The organism is Paenibacillus sp. 453mf (assembly GCF_900116105.1).
Classification (GTDB): Bacteria; Bacillota; Bacilli; order Paenibacillales; family Paenibacillaceae; genus Paenibacillus; species Paenibacillus provencensis.
The window spans coordinates 961235-974635 of record NZ_FPAC01000001.1 but is presented as its reverse complement, the minus strand read 5'-3'; the positions used below and the strand labels follow the sequence as shown (position 1 = coordinate 974635).

The following is a 13401-nucleotide window of genomic DNA, read 5'->3' as shown; positions in this document are numbered from 1 at the left end:
TACCTGTTCATCTCCTTGAAAATTCTGTAATCAATCTCTGTATAACCTCATCCAAATTTGTTTTCTCATCTACTTTTTGCCGTGTAAAATCCCAAATATCTCTGATCCGATCAATAGACTCGTCAATTTCCGCATTAGACCCTTTTTGATAAGCACCAATGTTGATTAAATCCTCCGAGTTCTTGAACACGGACATTAGTCTTTTTATATTTTCTGCAGCCTCAATCTGATCTCGTGGAGCAATATCCTTCATCACCCGGCTTATACTTGCCAGAACATCAATGGCTGGAAAATGTCCTTTGTTAGCAATGCCTCGATTGAGCACGATGTGTCCATCGAGTATCCCTCTAACCGCATCGGCAATCGGCTCGTTCATATCGTCACCATCCACGAGCACGGTATAAAAAGCCGTGATGGACCCTGTTGGTCCTGTACCCGCTCGTTCCAGCAATTTAGGAAGACTGGCAAATACAGATGGGGTGTAACCCCTCATAGCTGGCGGCTCCCCAACCGCAAGACCAACCTCACGCTGGGCCATCGCATATCTCGTTACAGAATCCATCATCAGCATCACATTCATGCCTCGATCTCTGAAGTACTCTGCAATTGTTGTCGCGATGAGCGCCCCCTTAATCCTCACCAGAGCAGGCTGATCCGAGGTCGCAACGATGACAACAGAGCGTTCCAATCCTTCCGGTCCCAAATCCCGTTCAATGAAGTCGAGCACCTCACGTCCGCGCTCTCCAATAAGAGCGATGACATTCACATCGGCTGACGTATTTCTTGCGATCATTCCCATGAGTGTACTTTTCCCAACCCCGGATCCGGCAAAAATACCTACACGCTGGCCTTTGCCAATGGTGAGCAAGCCGTCGATGGCCCGAACGCCAATACTTATCGGCTCCTGAACTCTCGGTCTGCTCAGCGGATTAATAGGCATGCTAGAAGTGGAATAGTGCTGCATTCTCGCAGGTATTATGGAACCATCCAGCGGCTGGCCTAATCCATCGAGTACTTTTCCTAACAGCTCGGATCCCACCTGCACATTCAGCGGCTTCCCTGTACCAACGACATCACATCCGGGACCGATGGATTGCAAATCCCCAAGCGGCATCAACAGTACTTTGTTGTCTCTAAACCCGACAACCTCTGCCTTCAAAGGTGTGGATGACTGGCTGGGATAGATGAAGCATACATCGCCTATGCTGGCGTCAGGACCTTCCGACTCTACCATCAGCCCGATAACCTGTGTTACTTTTCCATTGATGCGAATAGGGTCCAGATGTTTGAGCTGATCGATATATCTGTGCGAGCTAAGCACCTTCATACTGTCCTCGCTCCTCCTGATCAAGTGCGACTCTAATCAATTCCTTCTTGATCTCAGTCAATTGCGTATCTATTCTCGCATCGACGCTTCCATACGCCGAACGGATGACACAGCCGCGATCCTTGACAGAGGCATCAGGCAATATCTTAAGCTCCGCTTGAGAATCAATGGCGAAGGACAATTCCTCTCTCGCTGCTTGAACAAAGGAGTACTGGGAAGGTGCCACACATAGTGTAATAACCCCTTGCTCGCGTTTGCGAGATAAATTCTTTTTGATCAAATCGAGCATAAGATCCGTGTCTTCTGCGAGCTGCCTGTCTATAATTTTCTCAGCGATGGCACTGCTGAGCTCTACAAGGAAAGGCTCAGCTTCCTGTATAATTTGTTCCTTCGCTTGATAAGCCTCATTTAGCACAGCTTGAGCTTCAAGCATTTTCATCTCCACCTGCTCTTGGAGTTCCTTCTTTGCTTTGTCGCACCCTTCGTCATACCCCTGTTTAAAACCCTCAGAGCGCAGCGCCTCAACCAAGTGCTCATCCTGCAATCTTTTTTCTTCCCACCAGGCTTCAATCTGTGATCTGCTCTCCTGCAGTATGTGTTCCGCTTCTTCTGCAGCTTCGCGAATTTGTCTTTCTGCAAATTCTTTCGCATTTTGAAGCATTTCTTCTTTCAATCTCTGGGTCTCCTCATCAACACCCGGCTGTTGACCGATATGAGAAGTAATATCCAGATTGTCCGTAATCTGCTCCTCCTGCGGCTTATCGCCATATTCATGAACAGGTCTCAGTTGTTTGTGAGTATCCACAGGCACATATTGGAAGGACTTGATCAAATTAGACAACGATATCATCTCCTCCGCCGCGAGCTATAATAATCTCACCAGCTTCTTCCAGTCTTCTGATCGTTGCAACAATTCGAGTCTGTGCTTCTTCCACATCACGAAGCCTTACAGGACCCATATACTCCATCTCTTCCTTGAACGTTTCGGACATGCGTTTCGACATGTTCGTGAATATCGCCTGACGTACTTCTTCACTTGCCACTTTAAGGGCAAGCTGCAGATCGGCATTGTCGATATCACGGATAATGCGCTGAATCGAACGGTTATCCACATTAACAATATCTTCAAATACAAACATCCGTTTCTTGATTTCTTCTGCAAGCTCTGGATCTTGAATTTCGAGAGAATCGAGAATAGTACGTTCTGTTCCTCGATCGACACCGTTCAGAATTTGAACGATGGATTCAATACCGCCGGCATTCGTATAATCCTGAGTCACCGTCGCAGACAGTTTCTGTTCCAGAACCCGTTCCACTTGTGAAATGACTTCAGGAGAAGTGCTGTCCATAACAGCAACACGTCTTGCAACATCCGCCTGTTTTTCTTGCGGAAGCGAGGACAGAATGGCTGCTGCCTGCTCGAACTGCAGATAGGACAGTACTAATGCTATGGTCTGCGGGCTCTCGTTCTGAATGAAGTTAAGAATTTGATTCGGATCCGCTTTCCGGGCAAAATCAAACGGTCTGACCTGGAGCGTAGCTGTTAGACGATTGATGACCTCCAGCGCTTTTTGTGAGCCAAGCGCTTTTTCCAAGATCTCTTTGGCATAATTGATACCACCCTGAGAGATATACTCCTGTGCCAAACAAATTTGATGAAACTCGGACATAATCAATTCTTTTTCTCCCGAGTCCACCTTTCGAACATTTGCAATTTCCAGCGTTAATTGTTCGATCTCTTCATCTCTCAAATGCTTAAAGATCTGCGCAGACACTTCAGGTCCTAATGTTATTAGCAATATGGCCGCTTTCTGCCGGCCTGTTAATCCGTTCCCCTGCTTAACCAACTCGTTCACCTCTATTCATCAGCTAGCCATGTACGAAGCAGGTTAACAAATTCATCTGGTTTCTTCTTAGCGAGTGTTTCCAGCTGTTTGCGCACTTGGCTTTCATTCGTGACTGTTTCCAGATTAATGGACGGGAACTCTGTAGGAACCTGGAGCGGAATATCTTCTTCGAACTCTTCTTCCTTGTTGCGCCGTCTTCTGTATATTAAGTATCCACCGCCTGCGAGCAGTAATGCGGCTGCTGCAATCAGCCCCCATATCATGCCGGATGTGAGCTGAATTCCTGTCTGTTCCGGAGTCTGCACCTGCGCCGGTTTCTCGGTAACAGATACTCTCTGAATCACTTGCTCCTCAGTGTATTCAACCCCTGAGCTCGACAGTGAGGATCTGACAATATTTTTAAGCACCTCTGTAATCTGTTCTGTTGTCTGTGATGCTCCACCGTCTAGATCATCATTTTGACCCCCGGGTGTTTCAACAGCTACATTTATGGTTAAATCTTTAACAACATAAGGACTCTGCACGATTTCTCTGGCAATGCGGTTAACTTCGTAATTAATGACAGAAGAGCTGTCTTCACCGCTTGTGGTTGAAGCATCGGCTGCCGGGTAATTGACGACATCTTCTTCCCCGGTGCCTGCGACTCCGCCATCAGCAGAACTGCCTCCGGTATAACTGCTCTGAATATCCTGAACGCTGATTTCGATTCCCCTCATATTTTCTTCATCCACAGGGGTTACGAGATTTTGCGTTTCATTCACTTTGTCGAAGTTCAGGTTAGATGTTACAAGCACGTCTACGTTGCTGCTGCCCGTAATACCTGTTAGAAACTCTCTGACTGTTTTTTCAATGTCTTCTTCATATTGCTTCTGAAGCTGCATATTCTCTTGCACTTCACCAAGGGCACTACCACCACCGCGTTCCGTAGGTACAAGTTCTTCACCTTGATCGGTTGAAATCGTAATATTTTCAATTGGCAAATGTGGAACTGCTGTTTTTAGCAAATTAAAATATCCGTCAACTGCGGCCTGCGAAGGCTGATATCCAGGTTGAAAACTTAATACTGCTGAAGCGGAAGCACTGTCCTGTGCTGATGAAGCAAACAGGCTTTCTTTAGGGAGATTAACTAGGACTTTAGACTCTGATATTCCCTGCATGCCTAATAGCATCTGCTCGATTTCACCATTAAAAGCATTGGCGTACTTCACTTGGAATTCTTTGTCCGTCATTCCCATTGCAGACGAGCCTTGTTCAAAGATGTCATATCCGATCGATCCATTCTGAATCAAGCCTTGGGAGCCAACATCGACTTTAACTCGGGCCGCTTGTGTACTCGGGATGGAAATTTCAGAGCCATCTGCGTTCAATTGAAAAGGAATATTGCCTGATTCCAAATAACTGATAACTCCGGCAGAATCTCCAGCATCCAGACCCGTAAACGCAACCTCATATTCCGTCTTGGAGAATTGTATCGTTAGAATTACAACTGCAATGATCAGGAATAAAACAGTAGAAATTAACATTACTTTTTGTTTTTTCGTAAATTTATTCCAATACGCGGAAACCTTGTCCTTATATTGGGCCATTCTTTCGTTCACTGTGTCACCTCATCCGAAACTTTGCTATAAACTTAAAACTACATTTGGATCCGCATGATTTCCTGGTAGGCCTCGATCACCTTGTTTCGAACTTGGGTTGTCAGTTGCAGACTAAGGAGAGCCTGCTGTGATGCGACCATGACCTGATCAACATTTACGTTGCCAAGGACAAACTCAGTTGACATTTCGCTGGCATGTTTTTCTTGATCTGCCACTTGAGTGATTGCATCTTCAAGGTAGGAAGAGAATTGTTTGATGGTTTCGGTTGGGGTTGAACTGCCCTGTGTCATGTTAACATTAGGGGTTTGTATAGCTGAAGCTTTAAACATGGTATTTTCGATCACGATTTTCCCTCCCAATTATCTGCACGATTATGTATATACATAATTTTTCTCTAGCTTATTTCTAACGTCCAATCTCCAGTGCTTTCATCACCATTGCTTTGGAAGCATTAAGCGCGGTTACGTTTGCTTCATAGGATCTTGACGCACCAATTAAATCTACCATTTCTTTTGTTGTATCCACGTTAGGCATGTACACATAGCCTTCTGCATTTGCATCGGGATGTGTCGGATTGTATACCGGTTTAAGCGGAGCTGAATCCTCTTCGATTGCTGCTACTTTGACTCCCTGTCCTACATTCCCGCCTTGCATTTCATTGTCTAGCATCTGTTTGAAGCTGGGTTGATTCGACTCCAATACAACCATTTTTCGCTTATAAGGTACGGCTTCTCCATTCTCGATCTTTGCTCTTGTCGTTTCACTGTTCGCTATATTGGATGAAATGACGTCCATGCGAAGTCGCTGAGCGGTTAAAGCCGAAGCACTGATATCAAAGCTTTTACTAATGTTCACTTATGCTCTATCTCCCTTCGGTTGCAGTGCGCATAATCTTGATATGCTCATTCACCAGTTGAATATAAGAGTTATAACGCAGCTGGTTCTCCGCGAGAAGACTCATTTCTTTATCCACGTCAACATTGTTGTCATTATTGCTCATCGCTGTACTGTTGTCTGTTGTTGTGACAGCTGCTGGAATGGAAGAACTAGGACCAATGGGTATATGTCTTTCATTCGTACGTCTTCCAGTTAAAGTCGGCGTTCCCTGCATTTCCTGTGCAAGCAATTGCTCGAAGTGAACCTCAGAACGTTTAAAATAAGGAGTGTCACTATTCGCTATATTATTAGTAATCGCAAGTTGTCTGACGTTAGCTGCATCAACCCCTGCTTGCAATGTTCGAAAGCTTACATCATTCAGAAGATTAATCCTCATTCTCTCCCTTCCAGAATCTATAAACTATTACCATTTGAAAAATGAGACCTAGTTCAGATAATTTCGACAAATAAATCTGAAGTTTTCTCTTTTCCTAGGTCTTTAGTAGAAATAATAAGTTATTTGTCGTATATTCTAAGTTTCTTAGAGTTGGGCATTTATTACAATAAGAAAAAAGCCCTATCTTTTGCCAAAAATAAGGACTTAATGTGTATAATTTTCATAATATGTACATTCACATGAAAATTCAGTCCCATTCTAAGCTCCATATTTTCATAATAGTTTCTTAAATTCAGATAGGTCGAACTTAAGATTTCACAAAAAATGATATGATACTTTAGGAGGAAAAAGTGCGACAAACCGCATTTATTGTCATATTTGACTCAAAAATCGCTTAATCTACCACCCTCATGAAAGAAGAACATTGCACTAAGATGAAAATGTGCAAAATAAAAAGACTCTTTACAGAGAAATCCCTGTAAAGAGTCTTTATTCTACAAAATATACTGACTTAGATCACGATCTTTCGCAATTCCACCAAGCTTCTCTCTTACATATTCCGGCGTTATTGTCATCTTGTCTAAGGTTAGCTCAGGTGCTTCAAAGGACAGGTCCTCCAGCAGCTTCTCCAAGATCGTATGTAGACGACGTGCACCGATATTCTCCGTATTCACATTGACGGACTCAGCGATGTTCGCAATCTCCCGAATTGCTTCTGGAGAGAATTCAATCTCAATATCCTCTGTTTTCAGCAAATCAACATATTGTTTAGTCAGTGCATTTTTGGGTTCCGTCAGAATGGATACAAAATCATCCAAGGATAGACTGCTGAGTTCTACCCGAATCGGGAAGCGCCCCTGAAGCTCTGGAATGAGATCTGACGGCTTTGATACATGGAAAGCACCTGCGGCTATAAACAGGATATAGTCCGTCTTCACGGGTCCGTATTTGGTCATCACCGTCGATCCTTCAACGATAGGAAGAATATCCCTCTGAACGCCCTCACGGGACACATCCGGCCCTGATCCTTGTCCACGGCTTGCCACCTTGTCAATCTCGTCTATAAAAATAATACCAGACTGCTCAGCGCGACGAATGGACTCCTGCGTCACATCATCCATATCGATAAGCTTGCCGGCTTCTTCCTGAATGAGGACTTTACGGGCTTCCTTGATGGGCAGCTTACGTTTCTTTGTGCGTTTAGGCAGGAAGCTGCCGAACATTTCCTGCATATTCATACCCATTTGATCATTGCCTTGACCCGCAAACATATCGAACATATTAGGCGCGTGATCTTCTACATCAATCTCGATCGTATCATTCTCAAGCTGACCGGCCAGCAGCTCAAATTTCACTTTGCGTCTGCGTTCATTAACAGAAGCATCTTGTGCCGGATCTTCCTCTTGCTGTGGCTGCTGATGATTGCCGAACAGCATTTCAAAAGGATTTTTTTGATTCTTCGATTTGCTAGCCGATGGAACAAGGATTTGTACAATACGTTCATTCGCGTTTTCTTCAGCCTTGTCTTTGACCTTTTCCGTCTTTTCCAATTTGACAATTCGGATAGAAGTTTCAATTAAATCCCGAACCATCGATTCAACATCGCGTCCCACGTAACCGACCTCAGTAAATTTGGTAGCTTCTACTTTTACAAATGGAGCACCGACCAGCTTAGCAAGCCGTCTAGCGATTTCAGTCTTACCAACCCCTGTAGGTCCAATCATCAGTATGTTCTTAGGTACAATTTCATCCTGTGCATCTTCCGGCAGCCTGCTACGACGATATCTGTTGCGCAGTGCGACAGCGACCGATTTCTTGGCCTGCTTCTGTCCAACAATATATTTATCCAGCTCAGCGACAATTTGTCTGGGGGTAAAAGCTTCGTTCATTATTTACATACCTCCCTTTATTCTTGTTCCTATTCAGAGTTTACAGTTCTTCGACGATAATATTACTGTTCGTAAACACGCAAATCTCTGAAGCTACAACCAAAGCCTCACGAGCCATATCCTTCGCTTCGAGTTCAGCCGGATGACGCTTCAGTGCTCTTGCAGCTGCAAGAGCATAGTTGCCGCCTGACCCGATGGCCAGAATATCATCATCAGGCTCAATAATCTCCCCGCCTCCAGATATAAGCAGCATACCCGTCTTGTCCATTACGATCATTAATGCCTCAAGCTTACGAAGCACACGATCTTGACGCCAATCCTTGGCCAGTTCTACCGCAGCTCTTTGCAGATTGCCATGGTGCTCCTCAAGCTTGCCTTCGAATTTCTCAAAAAGAGTGATTGCATCAGCTACAGAACCAGCAAAGCCTGCCACAACCTGTCCGCGGTACAATCTCCGGACCTTTTTTGCCGTATTTTTCATTACCACGCTTTGACCCATCGTAACCTGTCCATCCCCCGCGATGGCCGCCTTGCCATTATGACGCACGGCGCATATCGTAGTCGCATGAAATGTAGTTTGCATAAATTTACCTCCCTTGATTCGTATATTGTAAAAGCCCGGTATGTCGCTGAGAGACTTACCGGGCTTTCCTCAAGATGTCGCTATTGCATGGTGGAGAGACCTTGCTCTTGTTTGAAGCGTCTTATGCTGTCTAACGCACGATTCGCCAGCGCCTCATTTTTTTCCTTCTTATTGCGAATTTTTTGTTCCAGGTTCGGCAATAGGCCAAAGTTGGCATTCATCGGCTGGAAGTGTTTGAAGTCAGCCGTCGTAATATAATGGGCCATACTTCCAAGTGTACTGTCTACAGGCAGCGTGGTCAGGTCTTTGCCTAGAGCCAGATTCGCAGCATTCATACCTGCGATCAGTCCTGAAGCTGCAGACTCCACATAGCCCTCTACACCTGTCATTTGACCCGCAAAGAACAGGTTGTGCCGATTCTTGAACTGATACGTAGGCTCAAGTAATTTGGGGGAGTTAATAAAGGTATTGCGATGCATGACCCCATAACGCACAAATTCCGCATTCTCAAGACCAGGGATCATGCCAAATACACGCTTCTGCTCTCCCCATTTTAGATGAGTTTGGAAGCCTACCAGATTATACAGCGTTCCAGCTGCATTATCCTGACGCAGCTGGACAACTGCATAAGGAAGCTCCCCGGTATGCGGATTAACAAGACCAACCGGCTTCATCGGCCCGAATAGCGCTGTCTGCTTGCCGCGTTTCATCATAACCTCAATCGGCATGCAGCCTTCAAAATAAATCTCTTTCTCAAACTCTTTAAGCTCAGCAACCTCAGCCGCGATCAGAGCATCGTAGAAACGATCAAACTCTTCTTCATTCATCGGACAATTGAGATAAGCGGCTTCCCCCTTATCATAACGGGATGCTAGATAGACTTTACTCATATCAATCGATTCTTTCTCTACAATGGGTGCTGCCGCATCGTAGAAATAGAAGTATTCTTCACCCATCAGATCTTTAATCTGTGCGGACAATGCAGGCGAAGTAAGTGGGCCTGTCGCAATAACGACAATGCCATCCGTTGGAATCTCTTGGATCTCCTCATTCACCACCGTAATCAGCGGATGCTCGTGCAATGTATTCGTGATTTCACCGGAGAACCCATCCCGGTCAACAGCCAGTGCTCCTCCAGCTGGAACAGCGTTACGATCAGCTGAGCCAATCACTAGTGAGTCCATCATTCTCATTTCTTCTTTTAATACACCTACAGCATTCGTTAGTCCATTAGCTCTAAGTGAGTTGCTGCATACCAGTTCAGCAAATTTGTTTGTGTGGTGGGCAGGCGTCTTTACGACGGGTCTCATCTCATACAGCTTCACCGGTACTCCCCGTTTAGCGATCTGCCAAGCGGCCTCACTTCCTGCCAGTCCTGCACCAATTACCGTTACTTGTTGTTTCTCGTTCATATTTACCCCCTCGCTGCATGTATCATGGGGCTCTATATCAAGAGCCCTGGATACAGGAAGCTGCAGCCCGTACTACCGGTTAATCATTTATTTTTATGTTTTAAATTTCGACCGCTTCGTCAGCTTCCTCGACCGGTTCTGTATGATCGCAAGAAGTACACTGCAGTCTTGTGCCCTGTTTGTTTCTCTTCTCTACCATCAGAGAATCACAATTAGGGCAAGGTTTAGCTGAGGGCTTATCCCAGGAGACAAAATCACATTCAGGATATCGGTCACAACCATAGAAGATCCGACCCTTTTTACTCCGACGCTCGACGATCTGTCCTTCCTTGCAAGTCGGACAGGTTACACCGATATTTTTGATAATGGGCTTGGTATTTCGGCAATCCGGGAATCCAGAGCATGCCAAAAACTTACCGAATCGGCCGAACTTATAAACAAGCGGTTTTCCGCATTTTTCGCAGATTTCATCGGAAACCTCATCCTGGATTTCGATCTCGCTCATTTCTTCTTCCGCTACATGCAGTCTCTTCTCGAAGGATTTATAGAACTCTGCCAATATTTTAACCCAATCCTCTGAGCCTTCTTCAACATGGTCCAAATCCTCTTCCATATGGGCAGTAAACTCAACATCTACAATTTCAGGGAAAAATTGCTCCATCTGCTCGTTAATGAGCTCACCAAGCTCTGTCGGAATAAATTTCTTCTCTTCAATCGCGACATATCCACGCTTCTGGATCGTCTCCAGCGTTGGAGCATACGTACTCGGTCTTCCGATGCCCAATTCTTCCATTGTCTTGACAAGTCTTGCTTCTGTATATCGAGGCGGCGGCTGTGTGAAGTGCTGTTTAGGCTCAATTTCTTTATGAATAAGCTTATCCCCGCTCTTAAGCGGTGGCAGCAGCTTCTCTTCATCCGTCGTGCCATCATCGTTACCTTCGACATAAACCTTCATGAAGCCATGAAAGCGTACCTTGGAGCCTGTGGCACGGAAAGAAGCCTCTCCTGCTGCAATATCAACAGACAGGGTATCAAGAATAGCTGAAGCCATCTGGCTCGCCACATATCGTTCCCAGATCAGCTTGTATAGACGGAACTGGTCACGACTTGTAAATGCTTTCACTGAATCCGGATCTCTCAATACGGAGGTTGGCCGAATCGCCTCATGCGCTTCCTGCGCATTCGCATTTTTCTTGGAATATTGTCGGAATGATTCCGGAACGAAGGATTCTCCGTACTTACCTGTGATATATTCTTTGGCTTCTTCCTGAGCAGACTGTGCAATACGAGTAGAGTCTGTTCTCATATAAGTGATCAGACCAACCGTGCCTTCCTTGCCGAGCTCAACTCCTTCATATAGCTGCTGAGCTACAGACATCGTCTTCGCTGCACGGAAATTCAATTTACGAGCCGCTTCCTGCTGCAATGAACTTGTCGTAAAAGGAGCCGAAGGATTGCGCGTTCGCTCTTTCTCTTTGACCTCTGTAACGACATAATCCTTATCTTCAATTTCTTTAAGTATTTCTTTCACTTGCTCTTCATTTCCAAGCTCTGTCTTCTCTCCACGAAGCTGATGGAACTTTGCCTCAAACGGACTTCCGTCAGCTTCCAGTCTCGCCGTAATACTCCAATATTCCTCCGGAACAAATTCGTTGATTTCGTCTTCACGATCCAGAATAATTTTGACAGCTACGGATTGGACTCGTCCGGCAGACAGTCCCTTCTTCACTTTCTTCCATAAAAGCGGACTGATCTTGTAACCTACAAGCCGGTCCAAAATACGTCTTGCCTGCTGTGCGTTCACAAGATCCATGTTGATCTTGCGAGGCGTCTTGAAGGCATCCTTGACTGCTTGCTTCGTTATCTCATTAAATACGACCCGGCAGCTCTCGGTTTGGTCAAGCTCCAGAGCATGAGCCAAATGCCAGGCAATTGCTTCTCCCTCACGATCGGGGTCAGCTGCCAGATATACTTTTTTTACTTTTTTAGATGCGTCTTTAAGTTCTTTAAGTACAGAACCTTTTCCGCGGATCGTAATATATTTAGGATTAAAATCATTTTCCACTTCTACGCCGGTCTGACTCTTCGGCAAATCGCGAACATGACCCATCGAGGCTTTGACAATATATTTGCTACCCAAATACTTACCGATTGTCTTCGCTTTCGACGGGGACTCCACGATGACAAGTGAATCCGCCATAGGTTCATCCTCCTCTCACAATATAACCCTACATGTCACCTATGGCGGATGTAATTCATAGCGCCACAGGAATCTATATTAACTTATATATAGCACCAGGTAATTGCATGATTTGCTTTTTTATGATTAAAGATAACAGAACTGAATGCAAATGTCCAAAATCGAATGGGAGTTTGTAAACCAAATCATCCAGCGTCAATGGACCTGCCTCCAGCAAATCATATATCATTTGTTCCTCAGAACTCAAGCTCGGCATCATCTTCAGATCTGAATTGCCATCAGCGGCTGCCACTGTCTCCTGAGTTCTCTGTTTCATAAGGTGCGCATATTCTTCAATTATATCTTCTGCACAGGTAACCAGCTTTGCCCCTTGCTTAATCAAATTCAGTGTTCCCTGGCTTTTGGGTGAAGTAATCATACCCGGCACAGCGAACACATCTCTTCCCGCCTCCAGCGCAGCATCCGCTGTAATCAAGGAGCCGCTGCGAATATCAGCCTCTACAACCAGCGTTCCGTAGGTAAGTCCGGCAATAATTCGATTTCTTTGCGGAAAGAGCCCGGGACGAGGCTGCATATGGAGCGGATATTCGGTGACAAGCAAGCCTTGCTGCTCAATTTGATCCGCCAGTGAATGATTCTCAATCGGATAAATGTGTGAGAATCCTCCTCCTAAGACAGCAATGGTCGTTCCTCCTGCCTTAAGGGCAGCTTCATGGCAGACACTATCTATTCCTCTGGCAAGACCACTGACAATGGTGTATCCTGCGCTGGAGAGCTCCGAGGCTAGAATCTCCCCTACCTTCTTCCCATAGCCTGAAGGCACACGAGTTCCCACCATAGCTATAGAAGGATGATGAAGCAAGCTCGCTTCTCCTCTTAGATATAGCACTAGAGGTGGGTCTGGAGTTTCCTTCATGAATACAGGATAATCCGCATCAAGGTAAGTTACAAATGGGGTGCGCGCTTTGGATAAGGAATGAAGTTTCTCCTCGATCCATGCTTCGGAGAATCGTGCGTTTAATTTAAGCGCCTGGTCTTTCGTCATACCCGCATGAATCCAGTCCTGAGTTTCGTATTTTAGCATGTCCTTATTTAAATTTCCACTTGAGAGCAGCTTATTTATCGTCTTTCTTCCAATCCCATCAATTTCATGCAGCCCAAGTAATATATAACTAGATTCCAATAGATTAATCCTCCCTGACCCTATAATGAATGAGTAATCTTGTATAAAAAGACAAAAAGCAACCCTTCTGTCGTCATTCGACAAAAAGG

12 protein-coding genes are annotated in these 13401 nt (G+C 45.3%); all 12 read right to left on the bottom strand.

The window, feature by feature from the left end; all coding sequences use genetic code 11:
* Nucleotides 1-7: 7 nt before the first annotated feature.
* Nucleotides 8-1327 carry a flagellar protein export ATPase FliI gene (gene fliI, locus BM415_RS04715; protein WP_091155125.1) on the bottom strand — a complete coding sequence of 440 codons (1320 nt, stop codon included), beginning with the start codon at nucleotides 1325-1327 and terminating at the stop codon, nucleotides 8-10.
* The gene (locus BM415_RS04710; protein WP_091155123.1) at nucleotides 1314-2168 is read right to left on the bottom strand and encodes a FliH/SctL family protein; all 855 of its coding nucleotides are present in this window, start codon (nucleotides 2166-2168) and stop codon (nucleotides 1314-1316) included. The genes fliI and BM415_RS04710 overlap by 14 nt, the downstream gene beginning before the upstream one ends.
* The gene (fliG, locus tag BM415_RS04705) at nucleotides 2161-3174 is read right to left on the bottom strand and encodes a flagellar motor switch protein FliG (RefSeq protein WP_091155120.1); all 1014 of its coding nucleotides are present in this window, start codon (nucleotides 3172-3174) and stop codon (nucleotides 2161-2163) included. The genes BM415_RS04710 and fliG overlap by 8 nt, the downstream gene beginning before the upstream one ends.
* 11 nt (nucleotides 3175-3185) lie before the next feature.
* Nucleotides 3186-4772 (bottom strand): flagellar basal-body MS-ring/collar protein FliF, encoded by a 1587-nt coding sequence (gene fliF / locus BM415_RS04700; protein WP_091155117.1) that lies wholly within the window; start codon nucleotides 4770-4772, stop codon nucleotides 3186-3188.
* Nucleotides 4773-4810: 38 nt separating this feature from the next.
* Nucleotides 4811-5116: a flagellar hook-basal body complex protein FliE gene (gene fliE, locus BM415_RS04695; protein WP_091155115.1), complete on the bottom strand. Its 306-nt coding sequence runs from the start codon at nucleotides 5114-5116 to the stop codon at nucleotides 4811-4813.
* A gap of 61 nt (nucleotides 5117-5177) precedes the next feature.
* Nucleotides 5178-5627 (bottom strand): flagellar basal body rod protein FlgC, encoded by a 450-nt coding sequence (gene flgC, locus BM415_RS04690; RefSeq protein WP_091155114.1) that lies wholly within the window; start codon nucleotides 5625-5627, stop codon nucleotides 5178-5180.
* Nucleotides 5628-5634: 7 nt separating this feature from the next.
* On the bottom strand, nucleotides 5635-6039 hold the full coding sequence (flgB, locus tag BM415_RS04685; protein ID WP_091159059.1) for a flagellar basal body rod protein FlgB: 405 nt from the start codon (nucleotides 6037-6039) through the stop codon (nucleotides 5635-5637).
* Between the two features lie 500 nt (nucleotides 6040-6539).
* A complete protein-coding gene (gene hslU, locus BM415_RS04680) occupies nucleotides 6540-7937 on the bottom strand; it encodes an ATP-dependent protease ATPase subunit HslU (protein WP_091155113.1) in 1398 nt (465 codons plus the stop codon).
* A gap of 37 nt (nucleotides 7938-7974) precedes the next feature.
* On the bottom strand, nucleotides 7975-8517 hold the full coding sequence (gene hslV, locus BM415_RS04675) for an ATP-dependent protease subunit HslV (protein ID WP_091155111.1): 543 nt from the start codon (nucleotides 8515-8517) through the stop codon (nucleotides 7975-7977).
* A gap of 80 nt (nucleotides 8518-8597) precedes the next feature.
* A complete protein-coding gene (gene trmFO / locus BM415_RS04670; RefSeq protein WP_091155109.1) occupies nucleotides 8598-9929 on the bottom strand; it encodes an FADH(2)-oxidizing methylenetetrahydrofolate--tRNA-(uracil(54)-C(5))-methyltransferase TrmFO in 1332 nt (443 codons plus the stop codon).
* A gap of 100 nt (nucleotides 9930-10029) precedes the next feature.
* A complete protein-coding gene (gene topA, locus BM415_RS04665; RefSeq protein ID WP_091155108.1) occupies nucleotides 10030-12129 on the bottom strand; it encodes a type I DNA topoisomerase in 2100 nt (699 codons plus the stop codon).
* A 73-nt stretch (nucleotides 12130-12202) separates the two neighbouring features.
* Nucleotides 12203-13312: a DNA-processing protein DprA gene (gene dprA / locus BM415_RS04660; RefSeq protein WP_091155107.1), complete on the bottom strand. Its 1110-nt coding sequence runs from the start codon at nucleotides 13310-13312 to the stop codon at nucleotides 12203-12205.
* Between the last annotated feature and the right edge of the window lie 89 nt (nucleotides 13313-13401).